A 21131-nucleotide genomic window follows, 5' to 3' on the forward strand; every position below is an offset into this window, starting at 1 on the left:
TTTTGGGCGCCAACCGCGGTGGGCTATGGGGTGGTCGGTGTGGCGGGGGTCTCCCCTGGGGGGGTCAGTGGGTTGGCCCCCTATTCGGCGGGGGGGGGCGCGGCGGCCACCGTCGTCCTGCTGCTGCGCTGGCGCCGCGCGGTCCGCGCCAGTGCCGCCGCCGCCCGCGTCCCAGACCACGATGTCACCGCGCCGGCGCGGGACCGGGCCGGGTCCGACGGCGACGTCACCGCCTCGGCGTAGCCGGACCGGGCCGGGACGACGCCGCCACGGCCGCCGCGACCTCGAGTGGATCGGCCGGGTCGCGACCGAGCAGCCGGACGAGATCGTCGCCGCCGGCACCGAGCAGCCCGTGTCGCACCGCGCTCGCGGTCGACACCAGCATCGGCGGTTGGAACGGCAGCAGACCCGCTGTGTCCGCCAGCCGGGCGCGGTACTCCCCCAGGCCGATGGTGCGGTGTCCGACGCCGAGCCGGGCCGCGACCTCATCGGCGGTCACTGGCCGGCCGACCAGGTCGTAGCGGCGGCCGGCATGCTCCGACGCGGCGGCGGCGACCAGCGCGGCGGCCTCGGCCAGGTCGGCCCGGGCGACCGCGGCCAGGGCCCCGGTGCCGAAGGCGGACTCCAGCCCCTGCGGGCCCCAGGTGAGCAGCGCCCCGAACAGTTCGGCGTACAGCCCGTTGCGCAGTACCGTCCAGCCCAGGCCGCTGGCGGCCAGCAGCTGTTCGGTGACCCGGTGTGCCAGCGCGAAGCCGAGATGGTCGCCCGCCGTGGTCAGGCTCGTGTACACCACCTGGTCGACCCCGTCGCGGACGGCGGCGTCGACGACCGCCCGGTGGCGGGCGACGACCTGGTCGTCCTCGGCGTAGCCGGCGGAGACCAGCACCAGCGTCCGGACGCCGCGCAGATCGAGGTCGGCCGGCCGGTCGAAGTCCAGGTGCCGCAGACCCGGGCGCGGTGACCGGCTGGCACCGGTGACCGGTGCCCCGGTGCGGCCCAGCCGGTCGACGATGGCCGCGCCGAGGTGTCCGGTGGCACCCGTGACAAGGATCATTGAGGACGTCCTCCTGCTCGCCGTAGCTTCCTGCGGCGATCGTCCCGTCCCCCTGTCGGCACCGACAAGAAGGCACTCTCATGTCACCCACGCACACCGCGGTAACCACCTCGGCCGCACAGCTGGAGCCGTGTGGGCGCGCCGAGCACCCCGACTGCGGCATCCGCGACGTGCTGGACCGGCTCGGCGACCGGTGGTCGGTCCTGGTCGTGGTCGAGTTGGCGGCCGGGCCCCGGCGCTTCCGCCAGCTGCAACGGTCGATCGACGGCATCTCGCAGCGCATGCTCACGCTCACCGTCCGCCGGCTGGAGCGGGACGGGCTGGTGACCCGTACGGTCTATCCGACCGTCCCCGCCCAGGTCGACTACCGGCTGACCGACGTCGGCGCCAGCCTGACCCACCTGGTCAAGGCGCTGGCCGACTGGTCACTCGCGCACCGACCGGTGATCGCCGCCGCCCGCCAGCGCTACGACGACCGCGCCGGCGATCACCTGGCCGGCTGAACCCGGGCCGGCCCGCAGCTGACCCTGCGGGCCGGGCCGCCGGCACCAGGAGCCCTGGCCTCAGGGGACCACGCTGACCATCCGGCCCGGGACCACGATCACCTTGCGCGGCGTACGGCCGGCCAGGTGCTCGGCGACGGCGGCCAAAGCGGCGGCCCGTACCTCGTCCTCGGCGGCCTCGGCCGGCACCTCGACGCGGCCCCGCACCTTGCCGGCCACCTGCACCGGGTAGATCACCGACGCGGCCCGCAGCAGCGCCGGGTCGGCCGACGGGAAGTCGGCGTAGGTCAGCGAACCGGTGTGGCCGAGCCGCTGCCACAGTTCCTCGGCGACGTGCGGGGCGAACGGCGCCAGCATCAGGACCAGCGGCTCGGCCGCCTCCCGGGGCGTCGCGGGCAGCCGGGTCAGCGCGTTGGTCAGCTCGATCAGCTTCGCGATCGCCGTGTTGAACCGCAGCCCGTCCATGTCGGCGCGGACACCGTCGACGATCCGGTGCGTCAGCCGGCGGACCTCGTCGGCGGCGGGCGCGTCGGTCACCCGGGACGCGCCGGTGTGCTCGTCGACCAGGGCCCGCCACACCCGCTGCAGGAACCGGTACGAACCGACGACCGCCCGGGTCTCCCAGGGACGGGAGACCTCCAGCGGGCCCATCGACATTTCGTACACCCGGAACGTGTCGGCGCCGTACGCCTCGCACATCTCGTCCGGGGTGACCACGTTGCGCAGGCTCTTACCCATCTTGCCGTACTCGCGGTTGACCGCGGTTTCGCCGTGGAACCAGCCGCCGTCGCGCTCGGTCACCGCCGCCGCGTCGACGTACGCGCCGCGCGCGTCGGTGTACGCGTACGCCTGGATGTAGCCCTGGTTGAACAGCCGGCGGAACGGCTCGACGCTGGACACGTGCCCCAGATCGAACAGCACCTTGTGCCAGAACCGGGCGTACAGCAGGTGCAGCACGGCGTGCTCGACCCCGCCGACGTACAGGTCGACACCGCCGCAGTCGGTCGCCGACGCCGGTCCCATCCAGTACCGCTCGTTGGCCGGGTCCACGAAGGCGTCGGCGTTGGCCGGGTCGGCGTAGCGCAGCTCGTACCAGCAGGAGCCGGCCCACTGCGGCATCGTGTTGGTCTCCCGGCGGTAGCTCCGCCGGCCGGCCGGCGCACCCGGCACCCCGGTCAGGTCCAGCTCCACCTCGACCCAGTCGGCGGCCCGCGACAGCGGCGTCTCCGGGTCGGATGCGGCGTCGTCGGGGTCGAAGGTACGCGGCGAGAAGTCGTCGATCTCGGGCAGCTCCAGCGGCAGCATCTCCTCCGGCAGCGGGATCGGCAGTCCGGTCTCGTCGTAGACGATCGGGAACGGCTCGCCCCAGTAGCGCTGCCGGCTGAACAGCCAGTCCCGCAGTCGGTAGGTGACCGCGCCCCGGCCGTGGCCGCCCGCCTCCAGCCAGGCGATGATCCGTTCCTTGGCCTCGGTCACGCCCAGACCGTTCAGGAAGTCGCTGTTCATCGCCGGCCCGTCACCGGTGTACGCCTTGCCGGTGAAGTCCGCCGGCGGTGTCACGGTCCGCACGATCGGCAGGTCGAACACCTCGGCGAAGTCCCAGTCCCGCTCGTCCTGCGCCGGCACCGCCATGATCGCCCCGGTGCCGTAGCCGGCCAGCACGTAGTCGGCGATGAAGATCGGCAGCCGGGCGCCGTTGACCGGGTTGGTGGCGTACGCGCCGACGAAGACGCCGGACTTGTCGCGGGTCTCGGCCTGCCGTTCGGCGTCGGTGCGCCCGGCCGCCTGCTTGCGGTACGCCTCGACCGCCTCGGCCGGGGTGGCGTGCCCGCCGGTCCACGCCGGCCGGGTGCCCTCCGGCCAGGCGGTCGGCACCAGCTCGTCGACCAGGGAGTGCTCCGGGGCCAGCACCATGTAGGTGGCGCCGAAGACGGTGTCCGGCCGGGTGGTGAAGACCTCGATCGGCGCGGCGTCGGTCGGGAAGACGATGTGCGCGCCGGTGGACCGGCCGATCCAGTTGCGCTGCATCAGCTTGATCGGCTCGGGCCAGTCCAGCAGGTCCAGGTCGGTCAGCAGCCGGTCGGCGTAGGTGGTGATCCGCATCATCCACTGCCGCAGGTTGCGCTTGAAGACCGGGAAGTTGCCGCGCTCGGACCGGCCGTCGGCGGTGACCTCCTCGTTGGCCAGCACGGTGCCCAGACCGGGGCACCAGTTGACCGGCGCCTCGGAGACGTACGCCAGCCGGTGCGCGTCGACCAGTTCGCGGCGTTCCCGGTCGGTCAGCTCGGACCAGGCGCGCCCGTCCGGGGTGGCGCGCCGACCCGACTCGTACGCGGCGATCAGCTCACTGACCGGCCGGGCCCTGCCGGCCTCGGTGTCGTACCACGAGTTGAAGACCTGCAGGAAGATCCACTGGGTCCAGCGGTAGAACTCCACGTCGGTGGTGGCCACCGACCGCCGGTCGTCGTGGGCCAGCCCCAGCATCCGCAGCTGGGCCCGGTAACGTTCGATGTTGGCCTCGGTGGTGGTCCGCGGGTGCTGGCCGGTCTGCACCGCGTACTGCTCGGCGGGCAGGCCGAAGGCGTCGAAGCCCATCGCGTGCAGCACGTTGCGGCCGGCCATCCGCTGGTAGCGGCCGTAGCAGTCGGTGCCGATGAAGCCCAGCGGGTGGCCGACGTGCAGGCCCGCGCCGGACGGGTACGGGAACATGTCCAGCAGGAAGAGCTTCTCGGCGTCGGCGCGCGGGTGGGCCGGGTCGGCCAGCGGGCCGACCGGGTTGGGCGCGTGGAAGGTGCCGTCACGCTCCCACCGCTGCTGCCACCGTCGCTCGATCTCGCCGGCCATCGCGGCGGTGTACCGGAACGGTGGGGTGTCCGCCGCGGTCTCGACTGCCTCGCTCATCGTCGGTCGCCACCTCAGGGTCGGTTGTGGGCTGTGGTGTATTGGTCGTGGGCATGAAAAAACCCCTCCACAGGAGGGGTCGCCGTGCTGCCGCCGCCGGACGGCCGCTGCGCCGGTCAGGCGGCCTGGTGGGTCAGCACGGCCGGAGAAGGAGCAGGAAGGCGCCGGCCATGGCGTCAGTGTACTCCGGGTCGGCGAACCAGGTGGACCGCCCTCACCGCCGGCTCCGGCGACGGCTACGACCGGCCGGCCTCCCCCGGTCCCTCCGGCACGGTGCCCGGCCGTGACCGGTCTCCCTGTCCCGCGTCGGGCCGGGGCCCGCCCTGCTCGGCGAGGGCGTCGAACCTGCTCTGCGGGCTCATCGGCGCACCGGACAGGTAGGCCGACCGGGCCAGCGCGTACCCGCCGACCGGCGCGGTGACCACCTGCAGCAGTACGGCCAGGGTCACCACCACCGCGGTCCGTGGGCTGGGCAGCAGGGTCAGCGCGCCGAGCAGGATGAGCACCAGACCCAGGCTGGCCGCCTTCGCCACCGCGTTCATCCGGTTGTAGACGTCGGGCAGCCGTAGCATGCCGAGCCCGGTGATCCCGATCAGCAGGGTGCCCGCGCCGAGCAGCACCCCGGCGAGCACGTTCCAGCCGTTCACCGGCTCCTCCGATGCACCAGGCGGGCGAGCGCGACCGTGGCGAGGAACCCGACCAGGGTCGCGGTCAGCACGATGTCGAGCAGTTCGGCGATCCGCAGCCGGGCGGCGAGGACGGCGACCCCGGCGATGAAGACGAAGAAGCCGAAGTCGACGGCGGCGGCGCGGTCGGCGTCGGTCGGGCCGATCACCAGGCGGATGATCGCCGCCGCCATCGCCAGGGCCAGGACGGCGAGGACGAGGTCGAGTCCGGTCACCGGTCGGCTCCCTCCGGCTGGTCGGCCCGGTCGTCCCGGTCCCCCGGGTCGGCCCGGTCGTCCCGGTCGACCGGGCGGGCGGCGGGCAGCAGGTGGTCCTGCAGCCGGGCGAGTTCGGCGCGGAACCGCTGCGGGTCCTCGGCGTGCATGCCGTGCACGAACAGGGTCGGCGGTTGCGGGCGGACCGCCACGGTGAGCGTGCCCGGGGTCAGCCCGACGGCCAGCGCCATCAGCACCATCTCGGTGCTGGTCCGGGTCCGCAGCGGGAACTCGACGATCCCCGGCGACAGCCCGCTGCCCGGCGTGACGATCTCCCGGGCGACGACGACGTTCGCCACCACCAGGCGGCCGGTGAAGTAGCCGACGAAGCTCAGCACCCGCCCGGCCCGGCGCAGCGTCCGGACCGGCCAGTGCAGCAGCGTCCGGTCCGGCCCCCGGCGCGGCCTGCCGGCCCGGCCGCCGCCGGCTCCCCGGCCGGTACGGGCTTCCACCGGGCCGGTTCGGGTCTTTTCGGTCCGTCGCGTTCGTCTGGTCAACGTCCGGTCACCGCCTCCACATAGGCGCTCGGGTCGATCAGTCCGTCGGCGGCGGTCGCCGCCAGGCCGAGCAAAGGCTGCGCGGCCGGACCCAGCAGCAGGGTGAGGGCCGCGAGCAGCACCGCCGGCCCGGTCAGCCAGGTGGTCATCCGCGGCGGCACGTCGTCGGTACGGGCGGCCGAGTTCGCGGACACCGAAGGTTGGCCGGCCGGGTTCACGGAGGCCGACGGGCGGCCACCATGGTCCACCGGTGCGGGCGTGGGTTCACCCCAGAACGCCAGATCCCAAATCTTGATCATCGAGATGAGTGTGCCGAGGCTGACCAGCACCGCGACGGCGAACAGCAGATAGTCGCCGTTGGCGACCGCTGCCCGCAGCAGCAGGAACTTGGCCAGGAACCCGGAGAACGGCGGCATCCCGGCCAGCGACAGCCCCGCACCTATGAAGGCCAGGGCGAGCAGCCGGTGCACCGTGGCCAGCCCGCCGAGCCGGTCCAGCTTATCGGTGCCGTAGCCGACCACCACCGCCCCGGCGCAGAGGAACAACGCCGCCTTGACCAGGATGTACTGCACCAGGAAGAAGATCGCCGCAGTGAGCGCGGCCGGGTTGAACACCGCCAGCCCGATCAGCAGGTAGCCGATCTGGCTGACCATGTGGAACGCGAGCACCGAACGCATCGTGGTCTCGCCGAGCGCCCCGAGGACGCCGATCACCATGGTCACGGCGGCGGCCAGCCCGATCACCCACCGGTAGTCGACCGCGCCGTCATAGACCACCGCCACGATCCGGACGATCGCATACCCACCGACCTTGGTGAGGACGCCGGAGAACAACGCGGTGACCACCGGTGGCGCGTACGGGTAGCTGCGGGGCAGCCAGCCGTGCAGCGGCACCACCGCGGCCTTCACCGCCAGGGCGAGCAGCACCACTGTGCCGGCCAGGGCCAGCGCGCCGTCGCGGCTGGCCGACCCGGCCAGTTCGCCGAGATCGACGGTGCCGGCGACGGCGTAGACCAGCCCCACCCCGGCCAGCAGGATCGTGGAGGCGAGCAGGTTGACGGTCACGTAGATCCGCCCGGCCACTGTCCGCTCCCGGCCGGCGCCGGCGGTCAGCAGTACGTACGACGGCACCAGCATGACCTCGATCAGCACGAACAGGTTGAACAGGTCGGCGGTCAGGAACGCCCCGAACGCGCCGGCGCTGGTCATCAGCGCCAGCGGGACCAGATACGGTCGCCGGTCGTCACCGGAACCGATGGCGAAGACCCCGCACAGCAGCACGACCAGCGCCACGACCGTGACCATCAGCGCGCTGAAGGTGTCCGCCGCCAGGGTGATCGCGAAGCCTGCCGGCCAGCCACCGATCCGCTCGGTCAGCACCTCACCACGGCGGGTCGCGGCCAGCAGCATTCCGCCCTGGGCGAGCACTGCCACGCCCGTGCCCAGCCAGCCGATCCGGTGCAGCGTCAACCGACGCGGTACGGCCAGCAGCAGCCCGGCCACGACCAGTGGCAGCACGATCGGACCGACCAGCGGCAGCGGCGCATTCATCGGGGCAGCTCCCCGGTGTCGCCGCCGGCCACCGTCCGACCGTGTTCGGCGACCTGGTCGGACATCGACCGGGGCTCGGTCAGCACCGGCTCCGGGCCAGCTTCCGGCTCCGGGCCCGCTGCGATGTCCTGGCCCGCCGCGCTGTCCGGATCGACCTTGTCCTGCGGGCCGGCCTCGCCCAGCTCCAGGTCGGGTCGGCCTGGTCGTGGCCGGTCGACCACCGCGAGCGCGAGCAGGAAGATCGTGATGCCGAATGTGATCACGATGGCGGTGAGCGCGAAGGCCTGAGGCAGCGGATCGGCCGTCGCCGCCGGGTCGACGTCGCCGAACGGCGGCTGCCGGCGCCACAGACCGCCCGAGGCGAGCAGCAGGATGTTGACGGCGTGGCCGAGCAGGACGAAGCCGATGACGACCCGGATCAGGCCGCGGTGCAGGATGAGGTAGACGCCGGCCGCAGTGAGCAGGCCGATCACCAACGCGACGGTCATGGTGCCCGCACCCCCGCCCCGTCGGACGGAACCGCCCCGTCGGACGGTTCCGCCGTGCCGAGCCGCCGTACCGACGCCGTGATCAGGCCCAGCACCATCAGATAGACGCCGAGGTCGAAGAAGGTCACCGGCGACACCGCGAAGCCGAGCACCGACAGTTTCAGCCCGGGCGACGGCGTCAGGAACGGCTCACCGGCCAGCAGCGCGGACAGACCGATCCCGAGACAGGTCAGCAGCCCAGCGGCGAGCAGCGGCCCGGGCCGCAGCCGGCCGGCCGCCGTCGGTGGGCGTCCGGCGTACGCCAGCTGACCGAGCCCGGCCGCGATCCCGGCCACCAGCGCGGCGACGAAGCCGCCGCCGGGCTCGTCGTGGCCGCGCAGGAACAGCCACGCCGAGACCACCAGCATCACCGGGGTGAGCAGTCGGTACGCGAACCGGAGCACCGGATCCGGCTCGGCCGGGCCGGATCCGGTGCGGCCGCGCCCGGCGGTGCCGCCAGGCCCACCGGCGACGCCGGGCCCGCCGGCGACGTCGGGCCCGCCGGCGACGTCGGGCCCACCGGCGACGTCGCGTCCGGTGGTCCGGAACAGCCCGACCAGCCCGAGTGCCACGGCGACAAGGACGGTCGCCTCACCGAGGGTGTCGAACGCCCGGAACTCGACCAGGATCACGTTGACCACGTTGCCGCCGCCGGTCGCCGGTTCCGCAGTCCGCAGGAAGTGACCCGCCGGGGCGGACAGGTCACGACGACCGGTCAGCCCGACCGTCGCGGCCACCGCGACGGCACCGGCGGCGACCGCGAGGGCGGCGGCGAAGAAGCTGACCGGCTGACGGTCGGCGCCCGGCAGCCGAGCCGGCAGCCGGCGCAGGACGAGCATCGCGACGACTGCGGTCAGTACCTCGACGAGCATCAGGGTCAACGCCACGTCCGGCGCGCCGGCGAGCAGAAACCAGGTGGCGACCATCAGGCCGACCAGGCTCAGCAGCCCGACCGCCGCGAGCGCCGACCTGGCCAGCACGATCCCGGCCAGGGCCACCGCGAGCAGCACCAGCAGCGGCCAGTCGCCGGCCGCCGCGCCAGCGGCCGGCCAGGACGGCATCGACCCCAGCGCGGCGCTGCCGGCCGCCCCGATCAGCACCAGCAGCAGCACCGGCCGGAACAGGTGGGCGGCCGGCGAGTCGTAGCGGGTCGGCCGGCCGACGATCCCGCCCAGTCTCAGCAGCGCGCCGTAGCAGCGGTCGAAGGTGACCGCCCCGGCCGGCGGCAGCCGCACCGACTGCACCAGCCGGTCGACCCGTCCACGGGCGGCGAACAGGGCCATCCCCGACAGCACGGTGAGCGCCGACAGCGCCAGCGCCGGGGTGAAGCCGTGCCAGAACGCCACGTACGGCGGATCGCCGCCGGGGGACGCGTCCTCGGTCGCCTGGTCGATCAACGGGCCGAGCAGCGCGGCCGCCGGGCCGAGCAGCAGGCTCAGCAGCGCGGCGATCGCCGCCGGGGTCAGAAACGCCAACGCCGGCTCGTACAGCTCCGGCTGTCGCGGCGGTCCGGCGAAGGTCTCGTAGACGATCCGGGCGCCGTACGCGAAGGTGAGGGCGGACGCCGAAACGGCCAGCACCTCGGCCGACGGGCTGAGCCACGGATCGACCCCGGTCTTGATCAACGCGTCGAAGATCGCCTCCTTGCTGACGAACCCGAGCAGTGGTGGCAGGCCGGCCATCGACATCGCGGCCAGGCCGGTCAGGGTGGCGGTCACCGGCATCACGTGGCGCAGGCCGGAGAGCTGTCGGATGTCCCGGCTGCCGGCCTCCCGGTCGATGATGCCGACGAGCATGAACAGGGTGGCCTTGAACAGCGCGTGAGCGACGGTGTGCAGCACCGCAGCGGCCAGCGCCGCCGGGGTGCCGACCCCGATCACCCCGACCAGCAGCCCGAGCTGGCTGACCGTCGAGTACGCCAGCATGGCCTTCAGGTCGTGCTGGCGCAGCGCGAGGAACGCACCCGCCAACGCGGTGCCGAGCCCGCCGAGGACCAGCACGATGGTCCAGGCGGCCTGGTCGGCGTAGATCGGCGAGAACCGGATCAGCAAGTAGATCCCGGCCTTGACCATCGTCGCGGCGTGCAGGTAGGCGCTGACCGGGGTGATCGCCACCATCGCGCTGGGCAGCCAGAAGTGGAACGGGAACTGCGCGGACTTGGTGAACGCCGCGACGATCAGCAGCCCGCCGACCACCCAGGCGACCGGCGAGCCGAGCAGCCGGTCGGGGTAGGCCAGGATGGTGGTCAGGTCGCTGGTGCCCAGCTGGACCGTCATCACCACGACCGCCGCCAGCAGCGCCAGGCCGCCACCGGCGGTGACCAGCAACGCCCGGGTGGCGGGGCGGGCCGCCGCCGGACTGGCCTGGCCGATCAGGAAGAACGAGCAGATCGTGGTCAGCTCCCAGAACAGGAACAGCAGTACCGTGTCGGCGGCGAAGACCAGGCCGAGCATCGCCACGGTGAACAGGGTCAGCAGCGTGTAGAGCGCGGCGCACGGGCGGTGCGGGGCGAGGTAGCGCGGGCAGTACATCATGATCAGCGCGCCGACCCCGAGCACCAGCAGCCCGAAGACCATCGCCAGGCCGTCGAGCCGCAGCGCGAACGCGATGTCCAGCGACGGCAGCCAGCGCGCCGAGACCGCGACCGCGCCGTTGTCCAGCACCACCGGCAGCCGGGAGGCGAGCAGCCCGCAACCCAACAGGTAGCCGACCGCGAGCGGGTAGCCGGTGTCGCGGCCGAGCGATCGGGTGAGCAGTGGTACGGCGGCGGCGAGCCCGGTCAGCAGGGCCAGCACCGCGACCATCGTCAACGGGCACCCCTCGGTGCGGCGGTGACCCAGGGGTACGGACCGGCCCGGCACCGGCCGGCGGTCGTCGGGCGCACCTCAACCGTCCTCGCTGGCGGCCAGCAGCACCGGCCGGGTGGCATCCCGGACCACCTGGTCGGCGACGCTGCCGAGCAGCCGGTTGGACAGTCCACGGCCCCGCCGCCCGACCACGATCATGTCCACGTCGCGCGCCTGAGCGACGTCCAGCAGGGCCCGGGCGGGCCGGCCGGTGACGATCTCGATGCTGCTCGGCAGCGGCTGCCCGACGGCGTGGCGCAGTCGGGCCGCCCGGTCGGTGAGCAGTTCCCGTGCCCGGTCCAGCTGGTCGACTTCTTCGGCGGTGCGTTCGCCCCGCTCGACGGCGGCGACGTCGACCACGGTGGTCAGGATCAGCTCGCCGACGCGACCGGCGAGCACCCGGTGCGCCGTACGCAGGGCGTGCTCGGAGTCGGCGGAGCCGTCCAGGCCGACCAACACCCGGGGCCCCGTGCCGGGTGCGCTCGGCCCGGTGTCGGGCGGTGCCGGGCGGGTTTCCAACCGCCCCGTCGGTCGCGATCCGCGCTCCACCGCGATCGGGACGAAGAGCAGTCCGAGCACGGCGCCCAACGGATACCAGTACCAGGCGCGTTGGCCGTGCCGGGCGATGAACACCGCCACCGCTACGATCCCGGAGAGCACCCAGACGGCGACGACGGTCACGATGTAGCCGGCTGTGGACATCCAGCTCCCTCCGGTTGCACGTACCGGTCGACCCGCCCGACCATCTGACCTGGTCACCGCTGGTGTCGCCGACTACCCGGGAAACGCCGGTCCTACCCGGCCGCCCGGCGGGTTCACCCCGGCGGGTGGTGTCGGTCGGGGCGGGGCGCGGTCCGGGCGGGCGCTTGAACCGGACCGGTCACCGGCCCGTACTCCCGGTGGGGAGCGGGTGCCGCCCTGCCCGCTCCCGCGCGGCTCCCGGACCGTCCGTCTACGACCGGGTTGCCCACGGTGAGCATGGGCGGGTGAGCAGACCACGCCATCCCGTGGATGGCGGACGCGCGAAAGATGGATAGCCTGAGAGGCATGTGGGGTCCCTGCGGCGGGAGACGACGGTCCCCCACGTGACTGACGGCGGGCGGCCGGGCCGACCCGCGTGACGCCGTACGACGAGGAGGAGGATCGTGACCCAAGACAGCTGGGACGATCTGGGTGCTCCGATGCCCCATGACGAGTTCCGCGCCGTGTCCGACGCCATCGTGGCCAACATAGAGCAGGTCATCGAGGGCAAAACCGCCACGGTTCGGCTGGCACTCGCCGTCCTGCTCGCGGAGGGGCACCTGCTGATCGAGGACGTTCCCGGAGTCGGCAAGACCAAACTCGCCAAGACGCTGGCCAGGTCGATCGACTGCTCCGTACGCCGGATCCAGTTCACCCCGGACCTGCTGCCCAGCGACGTGACCGGAGTCAGCGTCTACAACCAGGACAACCACGACTTCGAGTTCAAGCCGGGCGCGGTCTTCGCCAACCTGGTGGTCGGCGACGAGATCAACCGGGCGTCGCCGAAGACCCAGGCCGCGCTGCTCGAATGCATGGAGGAGCGGCAGGTCACCGTCGACGGCACCACCTACGAGCTGCGGACGCCGTTCATGGTGATCGCCACCCAGAACCCGATCGAGATGGAGGGCACCTACCCGCTGCCGGAGGCGCAGCGGGACCGGTTCACCGCCCGGATCGCGATGGGCTACCCCGACCCGAGCGCCGAGCTGGCGATGCTCGACGGGCACGGCGCGGCAGACCCGGTGCACCAGCTGCAGCCGGTCTCCGACGCGGCGGGGGTGCGGCGGCTGATCGCCACCGTCCGGGAGGTGCACGTCGCCGACCCGGTCAAGCAGTACGCGGTGGACCTGGTCACCGCCACCCGGGAGTCCCCGGAGCTGCGACTCGGTGCGTCGCCCCGGTCGACCCTGCAGCTGCTGCGTACCGCCCGCGCGGTCGCCGCGCTGGAGGGCCGCGACTACGTGCTCCCGGACGACCTGCAGGCGCTCGCCGTTCCGGTGCTGGCCCACCGGCTGATCCCGACCGCCGAGGCACAGCTGGCCCGACGGACCACCGACGCGATCATCGCCGAGCTGGTGCACCGGATGCCGTTGCCCCACGAGCGGCAACGGCCGGCCGCCCCGGCGTACGACGGCAGCCAGTTCGGCCCGGCCGACGCCCCGATGGCCGTCCCCTTCGAGCCGCGAGGCCGGTGACCGATGCGGGCGGCGCTGCGCGGCCTGACCACCCGCGGCCGGTCGTTCCTGGCCGCCGGCGCGGCGGCGGTCGTCTCGGCACTGATCCTCGGCGAGAAGGACCTGCTGCGGGTCGCCATCCTGCTGGCCGTCCTGCCGCTGCTGGCCGCCCTGTACGTGGGCCGTAGCCGGTACAAGCTGGCCTGTACCCGCTCGCTGGAACCGCACCGGATCCCGGTCGGCTCCAACGCCCGGGTGGTGCTGCGGCTGCAGAACCTGTCCCGGCTGCCCACCGGCACCCTGCTGCTGGAGGACCGGCTGCCGTACGCCCTGGGCAGCCGGCCCCGGGTGGTGCTGGAACGGCTCGGTGCTCAGCAGGCCAGTTCGGTGGCGTACACGGTGCGGGCCGAGGTCCGCGGCCGCTACGAGGTCGGCCCGCTGGTGGTCCGGCTCACCGACCCGTTCGGCCTGTGCGAGCTGACCCGGGCCTTCCCCAGCGTCGACCGGCTCACGGTCATCCCACAGGTCACCGCGCTGCCGTCGGTCCAACTCGCCGGCGAGTACGCCGGTTCCGGTGACAGCCGGGCCCGGTCGGTGGCGGTGCACGGCGACGACGACTCCGCCACCCGCGAGTACCGCCGCGGTGACGACCTGCGCCGGGTGCACTGGAAGTCGACCGCCCGCACCGGTGAGCTGATGGTGCGCCGGGAAGAACAGCCGTGGGAGACCCGGGCGACCGTGGTGCTCGACACCCGCGCGTACGCGCACCGTGGCGAGGGCCCGACGGCGAGCTTCGAGTGGGCGGTGGCGGCGGCAGCGAGCATCGCCGTGCACTTCCGGTCGAACGGCTACCGGCTGCGGCTGGTCACCGACACCGGCATCGACGCCGACGCCACCGAGGCCGACGGGGACGGACTGCTGCTCGACCGGCTGGCCGACGTCACCGCCGGCCAACGCAGCGACATCGCCACCCTGGTCGAGCAGGTACGCCGCCGCTCGGACAGTTCACTGGTGATCGCGTTGTTCGGAGCGCTCACCCCGACCGAGGCTAAGCTGCTGGCCGGGCTGCGGGGCAACCGGTCGACCTGCGTCGGCCTGCTGATCGACAGCTCGACCTGGATGAATCTGAGCCCGGACGAACGGGCCGAGGCCGACCGGGCGCACGGTGCCGCCGCGCTGTCGCTGCTGCAGAGCGGCTGGCGGGTGATCGGAGTGAACCATGGCGACCAGTTGCCGTCGCTGTGGCCGCAGCTCGCCCGGGGTTCCCAGGGCTTCGCCTGGCGGGCCGCGCTGGCCGAGACGATAGCCGGAGGAGTGAATTGACCACCCGCAGACACCTCGGTCTGGTCGCGGCGGCAGCCACCCTGATGGCGGCCGCGCCGATGGCCACCATCTTCCAGGACTGGACCTGGCTGGTGCAGTGCGCGATCACCGTGACCATGATCGGTGGCGCCGGGATGCTGGTCCGCTCGTTGCGGGCTCCCGGATGGCTGCACCCGGTGGCCATGATCGGCGCGCTGCTCCTCGCCCTGACCTGGCTGTTCCCCAGCGGCGACGAGTTCCTCGCGGTGCTGCCGTCGCCGGCGACAATCGGCCACTTCGGTGCGCTGCTGGCCCAGTCGGCGCAGGACGTGCACGCGTACGGCGTGCCGGTGCCCGACGGCGACGCGCTGCTGTTCATCACCGCGCTGGGGATCGGTTCGGTCGCGGTCGTCGTCGACGTGCTCACGGTGACCCTGCGCCGGCCGGCGCTGGCCGGCCTGCCGATGCTGGCGATCTACTCGGTGCCGGTGGCGATCTACGTCGACAGCGTTCCGGCGGCACCGTTCGTGGTCGGCGCGGTCGGCTACCTGTGGCTGCTGATGGCCGACAACGTCGACCGGGTCCGCCGGTTCGGCCGCCGGTTCACCGGCGACGGCCGGGACGTCGACGTGTGGGAGCCGTCGCCGCTGGCCGCCGCCGGTCGGCGGCTCGCCGTGCTCGGGGTGGTCATCGCGGTGCTGATCCCGCTGACCATCCCCGGCATGACGTCCGGGCTGCTGACCAACCTCAGCGGCGGCGGGACCGGCGGCAACGGGCTGGGCAACGGCCCCGGCCAGGTGAACCTGTTCGCGGCGTTGAGCGGCCAGCTCAACCAGAGCGAGGTCACCGAGATGGTCCGGGTGACGACCAACGACCCGGCCCCGGCGTACCTGCGGATCGGTATCGCCGATGAGCTGCGCGAGGACGGTTTCGCCAGTCGCCCGCCACGCGGGCGGCCGGACTCGGCCCGGTCGCTGCCCGACCCGCGGACCGACCCGGACATCCGCAACACCGGGGTCAGCCACCAGGCGTACGAGGCGACCGTCGAGGTCACCGGGAACTTCAACATGGCGCTGCTGCCGACCTACGCGGTGCCGGTGCAGATGCGCGACGTGGACGGCAACTGGGCGTACGACCGCACCGCGCAGATCGTCTTCTCCGGCCAGTCGCGGGCCCGCAACATGACCTACGGATTCGAGTACGTCCGCACCAGCTACACCCCGGGGGCACTGCGCCGGTCCCAACCGTTGCCGGCCGACAACGACCTGCGGCAGGCGTTCACCGCAGTGCCGCAGGTGCCGCAGGTGACCGAGCTGGTCGGGGAGCTGACTGCCGGCGCGCGCAGCGACTACGACCGGGTGCTGGCCATCTACGAGCACTTCTCCCGAGACAACGGTTTCACCTACAGCCTGGCCACCGAGGGCGGCACGGCCGGCCAGGACATCGTCAACTTCCTCGACAACAAGGTCGGTTTCTGCCAGCAGTACGCCGCCGCGATGGCGTGGCTGGTCCGCGCCGCGGACGTACCCGCCCGGGTGGCGTTCGGTTTCACCAACGGCTCCCGACGACTGGAGAACACGTACACGCTGACCAACCTGAACCTGCACGCGTGGACCGAGGTCTACTTCGACGGGCTCGGCTGGGTGCCGTTCGACCCGACCCCGGCGGCGAGCATCCCCGGCTCGGTGCGCTCCGAGTGGGCGCCGGACGTGGACGCCCCGCCGGACGCCGGACCGAGCGCCGGACCGAGCGCGGCCCCGTCCGCCGCGCCTTCGACGACGGCGCTGCCGGAGACCGGGCCCGGCCAGCTCGACCCGGGTGCACTGGGTGCCGGATCCGCTGCCGATTCCACCGCCGGTCCCCGTTGGCCGTGGTGGGCCCTCGCTGGTGTGGTCGCGGTGCTCGTGCTGGCGGCCCTGCCTGCGGCCCGACGCGCGACGGTACGCCGTCGGCGGCTGGCCCGTGTCCTGGCTCCGGTGACCCCGGCGGGCACCGACCCGACGGACGCTCGGGACGCCGACTCCCCCGCCGCGAGCGGGGCCGCCGCCGGTGGTGCTCCGCTGATGACCGTCACCGGCGCCGACGCCGGGGCCGCCCGGCAGCACGCGCACGCCGTCTGGAGCGAACTGGTCGACACCCTGGTCGACCTGCGGATGCCGGTCGACCGGTCGGAGACGCCACGGGCAACCGCGGCGCGGCTGGCTGCTCTGGAGTCGGTCCACGGTGCGGCGACCGACGCGGTCCAGCTACTCAGCCAGGCGGAGGAGCGGGCCCGGTACGCCCGTCAACCGGTGCCGGGCGAGCCGCTGGTCGAGGCGTTGGGGCGGGTACGGGCGGCGTTGGCGGCCGGGGTGGGTCGGCGTACCCGGCTGGCGGCCCGGCTCCTGCCGCTGTCGGTACTGCTGCGCTGGCGGGACGCGGTTGTCGAGGCGTACAGCCGGGTCTTCTCGGTCGTCGGCCGGTGGCGCGACGCGGCGGCGCGGTTGAGTCCGCGCCGGCTGTTGGCCAACCGGGCGGGTCGCTGACCCGTCCCGGGGTTTCGCGAAACCGCCACCTCGGGTCGGCGCACCGGGCATAATCGCCCACGTGCCGAGACGCTTGATCGCAGCGCGGTCAGTCAAGCAGCGCGGTCAGTCGACGAGATCCGTGGCCGACCGCCGCTGCCCCGCGTGGCGGGCCGGTAGGCGGGCACGACAAGACCACCCGGCTCACGCCGAACCGGGCGGCTGGTCCCGCCCGCTAGGTCAGCGGTGGCCCTCCGGCCGCTGGCGCCAGCGCTCGTCCAGCCGGTCGATCAGCGATGACCGTCGCCCGCTGCGGGTCCTCCGACGTGTGGTCCCGCCGACCACCCGCAGGTCGGGCGAGTTCGACTTGCGCTGGGACTGCATGGCGAACGCCGCTGCCCCGAGCATGACCACGAAGCCGGCCACACCGAGCAGCGGCACTTTGCTCACTGTGCCGTAAACGACCAGGGCAAGGCCAATGATGATCACACCGGCAGCGACGAGCAGGCGACGCCGCGCGTGGAAACGCGGGTCGCTGGCGCGCACGGCCGAGGCGAATTTGGGGTCCTCGGCAAGCGACCGCTCGATCTGCTCGAACAGCCGCTGCTCGTGCTCCGAGAGCGGCACGGCACTCCTCCCCGGTCACGTTGGTCAGCCCGGTCGGACCGACAGACCGTGGCAGCCAACCGGCTGCTTACCCGCAAGTCTACGAGGGGGGTCGCGGGTCGGAAAGCCGGACGACGGACCGCCTAGGTTGATTTTCCGTCCGGCGGACGTCATCACCTGGTAACAGAGTAGCCGCCCAACCGGACAGTGCACCGCTGCCCGGCCCTCGTCACACCAGGAACTCGATCTTTCTCGCCCACCGCACCGCGAGTTTCACTCTCATAGCACACTCAACCGGGCAAATCACTCGCGACCAGCGCCGGTGGTGATCAGCAGCGGAACGGCCATCTCGACCTCGGTCACTCCACCGTGGAAGCCGACCAACGCGGAGCCGACCGGATCGGTCCGGGTGGCCACCACGACGAACCGGTCCTGACAGATCACCACGACGTCGCCGATCCGGCCCAGATGCCCCGACGGCACCGGGCCGAACCAGCCTTCGGCGATCAGCTCGTCCCGCTCGGCCACCCGGGCCGCCGGGCCGAGGACGGCCCGCCACCCGGCGATGACGTCGCCCACCGCGCCCGGCACCGGGTGCAGGTAGCGGGCGCGGGGCTCCCCGGCGACCACCCGCACGCCGGCCCGCAGCCGGGGGTCGGTGTCCAGGTCGAACCGGTGTCGCGGGTCGGCCGGCACGTTCAGCTGACCGTGGTCGGCGGTCACCAGCAGCGCCGCGTCCCGGGGCAGCCCGCCCAGCACCCGGTCCAGCAGCCGGTCCAGGTCGGCGGCGGCGGCCCGCCAGGGCGGGGAACCGACCCCGGACAGGTGGCCGTGCCGGTCCAGGTCGGGATGGTAGCCGGAGACCAGCACCGGAGCGTCGCCGGCGGTGACCGCGTCGAGCAGCCCGGCGGCGAGGGCGTCGGCGTCGGCCGCGCCCCGGTACGCGCCGCCCCGGTTGGCGGCGACCGTCAGCCCGCTGCCGGCGAACTCGGGCCGGCTGACCACGGTGACCGTCACCCCGGCGGCCGCCGCCCGTTCCAGCTGGGTCGGCACCGGCTGCCACCGCCGCGGGTCCGGGTCGTCGCGCCAGTCGACGTGGTTGAGTACCCGGTCGGTGCCGGGCACCAGGCTGCGGAAGCCGAGCACCCCGTGCGCCCCCGGCGCGGCACCGGTGCCGAAGCTGACCAGGCTGGTCGGTGTGGTGGACGGGAAGCCGGTGGTGAGCCGCCGCGCGTACCGGCCGGCGGAGAGCGCGGCCAGCGTCGGAGCGTGTTCGCCGGCGGCCGGCAGCTGGTGCCAGCCGAGCCCGTCGACCAGCAGCACCACGACGCGCCGCACCCCGGCGAGCGGCCCGGCGAGGCCGAGTACGTCGTCCGCGCCGGGCACCCCGAGCACCGCCAGCACGCTGGGCAGCACGTCGGCGAGGCTGGCCGCGCCGTACTCCGGGCGCACCGGGCGCAGCAGCTCCGCAGCCGGCGGGTCCGCCGCTGTCACAGCGGACGCCGGGCGAACAGGTGCAGCTGGGTGGCGAGGTCCCGGTACGGCGGCTGGGCGGCGACGGCGAGCTCCAGGGCGAGCAGGGCCTGCGGGTCACCCTCGGCGACGGCCGCCGGCAGCAGGTCGGACAGTACGCGTACCCCGTGGATCTGCTCGACCCGCAGCCCGGCGGCGGCGAGCAGATCGACGGCGCGGTCGGCGTCGTAACGGCGGCGCAGCGTGTCCCGCGCGCCGGCGGTGCCCTGCGGGTCGGCGAGCAGTGCGGCGGCGAGGTCGAGATGTCCGTTGACCGCGCGGGCCAGCACCGCTGCGGCGCGGCCGGCCACCAGTACGCTGGCCGCCCCGCCCGGCCGCAGCACCGTGGCCAGCGACTCCACCACCCGGGCCGGCTCGTCGACCACCTCCAGTACCGCGTGGCAGAGCACCAGGTCGGCGCTGGCCGGCGCGATCAGCTCGCCGAGCGCGTCGCCGTCGCCCTGGGTGGCGGTGATCCGGTCGGCGACCCCGGCGTCGGCGGCCCGTCGGGTGAGCGCGGCCAGCGCGTCGGGGCTGGCGTCGACCACGGTCACCTGGTGTCCTGCTTCGGCCAACGGCACCGCGAAGCCACCGGTGCCGCCGCCGACGTCGACCACGGTGAGCCTGCGGCCGGGCTGCCGGTCCAGTTCGTGACGCAGGACGGACCAGACCACGGCGGTTCGCGGGCCGGCCGCCTGGCCGGCCGGGATGTGTGTCGGTTCCACCCGCGCGAGCCTATCGGCCCGGCCCGGTCCCACTCGGTCCGGTGCGGCCCGGTGCGGCCCGGGGCGGCCGATTCCGGGGCGGCGCTCGTCGCCGGGCGGCGGTACTCCGCGATTGACGGTATATCGCACTACGAAGTAGTCTGCGAAGCGTGGATACCACCCAGCTTCTCAAAGGGGTGCTCGATCTGGCCGTCCTCGCTGTGCTGCAGCACGAGGACGGCTACGGCTACGACATCCTGCGGCGACTACGCACCGCCGGGCTGACCGAGGTCGGCGACGCCTCGGTGTACGGCACGCTGCGCCGGCTGTTCCAGGCCGGTCTGCTCACCACCTACGTGGTCCCGTCCGAGGAGGGCCCGCACCGCAAGTACTACTCACTCAACGGCGCCGGGCGTGACCAGTTGACCCGCTCCGGCAAGACCTGGCGCGGCTTTGCCACGACGATGGACAACCTACTTGACGATCGGGGGGTGGCGGCGTGAACGCCGCGACGCAGGCTGAGATCACGCACTACGTCGAGCAGGTCCGGTCCGCGCTGGCCGACCTGCCCGGCCCGGTCCGCGACGAACTGCTGGAAGACCTGCCCGAGCACCTCGCCGAGGTGCTCGCCGAAGGCGACGGCACGCTGGTCGACCGGCTCGGCGACCCGACGGAGTACGCCGCCGAACTGCGCGCCAGCGCCGCACCGGACGCCCCGGCGTCGCCGCCGGGGATCGGCCACCGGGCGGCTGCCGCCTGGCAGGCCACCCGCCACCGGCTGGGCCGGATCGACCGCCGGGTCGGCCCAGTCCTCGCTCACGGCACCGCCAGCGAGTTCCTGCGGTCGCTGCGCCCCGGCTGGTGGGTACTGCGCGGCTACCTCGCCGCGATGCTCCTCACCCACCTGGTCTTCGGAGGGATCTCCTCGCCGCTGCCCACCCCCGATGGCAGCGTCCCGGCCGGGCTGCTACTTCTCACCGTGGCCGTGACCGGCTCGGTCTGGCTCGGCCGCCGAGGACTACGACTGACCCGACGGCCACGGCTGGTGGTGACTGGCGCCACCGCCCTGGCGCTCGTTGGGTTCGCCTCGTACTTCCTGTTCGGCCTCGGATCAACGTCAGAAGGTCCGCTCGTCGTGATGGAGTCGAACGGCGGCGCGGCCTACCTCGCTCCCCCGTTGCCGGCTCCGCTGGATGTGTATGTCTACGACAGTCAGGGACAGTTGGTGGAGGGTGCCCGGCTGTTCGACGAGAACGGCGAGCCGATCGTTCTCGGCTACCCGGACTGGTGCGAGTTGACGGACCTGGAACGATTGCGGATCGGGCAGGGCATTCTCCGCATGGGCGACCGGTTTACCTTGCACGACTCGAACGTGGAGTACCTCTACCCGCTCTGTCCCGAGCGGAACCCGTTCCAACTGCCGGCCCTGAACCCGAGCCCCGACACCACCCCGGCACCCGACCCGTCGCCGAGCTGATCTGCGGCATCGG

The 21131-nt window shown here is 73.3% G+C and carries 18 protein-coding genes and 1 pseudogene; 7 read left to right on the plus strand and 12 right to left on the minus strand.

What is annotated here, in order from left to right:
- Positions 1–243, plus strand: a pseudogene (locus tag ACXAHD_RS19330) (hypothetical protein); the annotation flags it as partial.
- Here the strand turns inward: ACXAHD_RS19330 and ACXAHD_RS19335 are convergent.
- A complete protein-coding gene (locus ACXAHD_RS19335) occupies positions 227–1054 on the minus strand; it encodes a Rossmann-fold NAD(P)-binding domain-containing protein (RefSeq protein ID WP_281550606.1) in 828 nt (275 codons plus the stop codon). The pseudogene ACXAHD_RS19330 and the gene ACXAHD_RS19335 sit on opposite strands and share 17 nt — an antisense overlap.
- An 80-nt stretch (positions 1055–1134) precedes the next feature.
- Between ACXAHD_RS19335 and ACXAHD_RS19340 the strand changes: the two genes are divergently transcribed.
- Positions 1135–1557 carry a winged helix-turn-helix transcriptional regulator gene (locus tag ACXAHD_RS19340; protein WP_289213177.1) on the plus strand — a complete coding sequence of 141 codons (423 nt, stop codon included), beginning with the start codon at positions 1135–1137 and terminating at the stop codon, positions 1555–1557.
- Positions 1558–1617: 60 nt separating this feature from the next.
- On the opposite strand, the gene leuS is transcribed toward ACXAHD_RS19340, so the two are convergent.
- The 8 genes from leuS to ACXAHD_RS19380 all read right to left on the minus strand — a co-directional run bounded on the left by leuS (position 1618) and on the right by ACXAHD_RS19380 (position 11520).
- Positions 1618–4458 carry a leucine--tRNA ligase gene (gene leuS, locus ACXAHD_RS19345; protein ID WP_281550608.1) on the minus strand — a complete coding sequence of 947 codons (2841 nt, stop codon included), beginning with the start codon at positions 4456–4458 and terminating at the stop codon, positions 1618–1620.
- A 236-nt stretch (positions 4459–4694) separates the two neighbouring features.
- Entirely contained in the window at positions 4695–5105 is a 411-nt protein-coding gene (gene mnhG / locus ACXAHD_RS19350) for a monovalent cation/H(+) antiporter subunit G (protein WP_281550609.1), read from the minus strand.
- Complete coding sequence (locus ACXAHD_RS19355; protein WP_370461544.1) at positions 5102–5317, minus strand: MrpF/PhaF family protein; 216 nt, start codon at positions 5315–5317, stop codon at positions 5102–5104. The genes mnhG and ACXAHD_RS19355 overlap by 4 nt, the downstream gene beginning before the upstream one ends.
- Before the next feature lie 38 nt (positions 5318–5355).
- The gene (locus tag ACXAHD_RS19360) at positions 5356–5778 is read right to left on the minus strand and encodes a Na+/H+ antiporter subunit E (protein WP_281555631.1); all 423 of its coding nucleotides are present in this window, start codon (positions 5776–5778) and stop codon (positions 5356–5358) included.
- 113 nt (positions 5779–5891) lie between these two features.
- Positions 5892–7445 carry a monovalent cation/H+ antiporter subunit D family protein gene (locus tag ACXAHD_RS19365; protein ID WP_289213179.1) on the minus strand — a complete coding sequence of 518 codons (1554 nt, stop codon included), beginning with the start codon at positions 7443–7445 and terminating at the stop codon, positions 5892–5894.
- Positions 7442–7933: a sodium:proton antiporter gene (locus ACXAHD_RS19370; protein WP_281550611.1), complete on the minus strand. Its 492-nt coding sequence runs from the start codon at positions 7931–7933 to the stop codon at positions 7442–7444. The genes ACXAHD_RS19365 and ACXAHD_RS19370 overlap by 4 nt, the downstream gene beginning before the upstream one ends.
- A complete protein-coding gene (mbhE, locus tag ACXAHD_RS19375; RefSeq protein WP_475052234.1) occupies positions 7930–10782 on the minus strand; it encodes a hydrogen gas-evolving membrane-bound hydrogenase subunit E in 2853 nt (950 codons plus the stop codon). Before mbhE ends, ACXAHD_RS19370 begins: the two co-directional genes overlap by 4 nt.
- 75 nt (positions 10783–10857) lie before the next feature.
- Positions 10858–11520: a universal stress protein gene (locus ACXAHD_RS19380; protein WP_281550612.1), complete on the minus strand. Its 663-nt coding sequence runs from the start codon at positions 11518–11520 to the stop codon at positions 10858–10860.
- A 443-nt stretch (positions 11521–11963) separates the two neighbouring features.
- Here ACXAHD_RS19380 and ACXAHD_RS19385 point away from each other — a divergent pair, with 443 nt between their 5' ends.
- The 3 genes from ACXAHD_RS19385 to ACXAHD_RS19395 are packed head-to-tail and all read left to right on the plus strand — an operon-like array spanning position 11964 to position 16840.
- Complete coding sequence (locus ACXAHD_RS19385; protein ID WP_281550613.1) at positions 11964–13034, plus strand: AAA family ATPase; 1071 nt, start codon at positions 11964–11966, stop codon at positions 13032–13034.
- 3 nt (positions 13035–13037) lie between these two features.
- Positions 13038–14336 carry a DUF58 domain-containing protein gene (locus ACXAHD_RS19390; RefSeq protein WP_475052240.1) on the plus strand — a complete coding sequence of 433 codons (1299 nt, stop codon included), beginning with the start codon at positions 13038–13040 and terminating at the stop codon, positions 14334–14336.
- A complete protein-coding gene (locus tag ACXAHD_RS19395) occupies positions 14333–16840 on the plus strand; it encodes a transglutaminase TgpA family protein (protein ID WP_281550615.1) in 2508 nt (835 codons plus the stop codon). The genes ACXAHD_RS19390 and ACXAHD_RS19395 overlap by 4 nt, the downstream gene beginning before the upstream one ends.
- Positions 16841–17059: 219 nt before the next feature.
- Here the strand turns inward: ACXAHD_RS19395 and ACXAHD_RS19400 are convergent, their stop codons facing one another.
- From ACXAHD_RS19400 to ACXAHD_RS19410, 3 genes are all read right to left on the minus strand, one after another.
- Entirely contained in the window at positions 17060–17446 is a 387-nt protein-coding gene (locus ACXAHD_RS19400; RefSeq protein WP_281550616.1) for a DUF3040 domain-containing protein, read from the minus strand.
- A gap of 282 nt (positions 17447–17728) precedes the next feature.
- Positions 17729–18919: an alkaline phosphatase family protein gene (locus tag ACXAHD_RS19405; protein WP_281550617.1), complete on the minus strand. Its 1191-nt coding sequence runs from the start codon at positions 18917–18919 to the stop codon at positions 17729–17731.
- Positions 18916–19662, minus strand: a complete 747-nt coding sequence (locus ACXAHD_RS19410) for a methyltransferase domain-containing protein (RefSeq protein WP_281550618.1) — start codon at positions 19660–19662, stop codon at positions 18916–18918. The genes ACXAHD_RS19405 and ACXAHD_RS19410 overlap by 4 nt, the downstream gene beginning before the upstream one ends.
- A gap of 149 nt (positions 19663–19811) precedes the next feature.
- Here ACXAHD_RS19410 and ACXAHD_RS19415 point away from each other — a divergent pair, with 149 nt between their 5' ends.
- Both ACXAHD_RS19415 and ACXAHD_RS19420 read left to right on the plus strand, forming a co-directional pair.
- A complete protein-coding gene (locus tag ACXAHD_RS19415) occupies positions 19812–20144 on the plus strand; it encodes a PadR family transcriptional regulator (RefSeq protein WP_281550619.1) in 333 nt (110 codons plus the stop codon).
- A complete protein-coding gene (locus ACXAHD_RS19420) occupies positions 20141–21118 on the plus strand; it encodes an HAAS signaling domain-containing protein (RefSeq protein WP_475052246.1) in 978 nt (325 codons plus the stop codon). The genes ACXAHD_RS19415 and ACXAHD_RS19420 overlap by 4 nt, the downstream gene beginning before the upstream one ends.
- The last annotated feature ends 13 nt before the right edge of the window (positions 21119–21131 follow it).

Source organism: Micromonospora sp. ABR4_055 (assembly GCF_056160425.1).

Coding starts and splice junctions, on each gene's coding strand:
- ACXAHD_RS19335 (WP_281550606.1), bottom strand. CDS start 1,054: ATGATCCTTGTCACGGGTGCCACCGGACACCTCGGCGCGGCCATCGTC.
- ACXAHD_RS19365 (WP_289213179.1), bottom strand. CDS start 7,445: ATGAATGCGCCGCTGCCGCTGGTCGGTCCGATCGTGCTGCCACTGGTC.
- ACXAHD_RS19340 (WP_289213177.1), top strand. CDS start 1,135: ATGTCACCCACGCACACCGCGGTAACCACCTCGGCCGCACAGCTGGAG.
- ACXAHD_RS19390 (WP_475052240.1), top strand. CDS start 13,038: ATGCGGGCGGCGCTGCGCGGCCTGACCACCCGCGGCCGGTCGTTCCTG.
- ACXAHD_RS19380 (WP_281550612.1), bottom strand. CDS start 11,520: ATGTCCACAGCCGGCTACATCGTGACCGTCGTCGCCGTCTGGGTGCTC.
- ACXAHD_RS19370 (WP_281550611.1), bottom strand. CDS start 7,933: ATGACCGTCGCGTTGGTGATCGGCCTGCTCACTGCGGCCGGCGTCTAC.
- leuS (WP_281550608.1), bottom strand. CDS start 4,458: ATGAGCGAGGCAGTCGAGACCGCGGCGGACACCCCACCGTTCCGGTAC.
- ACXAHD_RS19355 (WP_370461544.1), bottom strand. CDS start 5,317: ATGGCGGCGGCGATCATCCGCCTGGTGATCGGCCCGACCGACGCCGAC.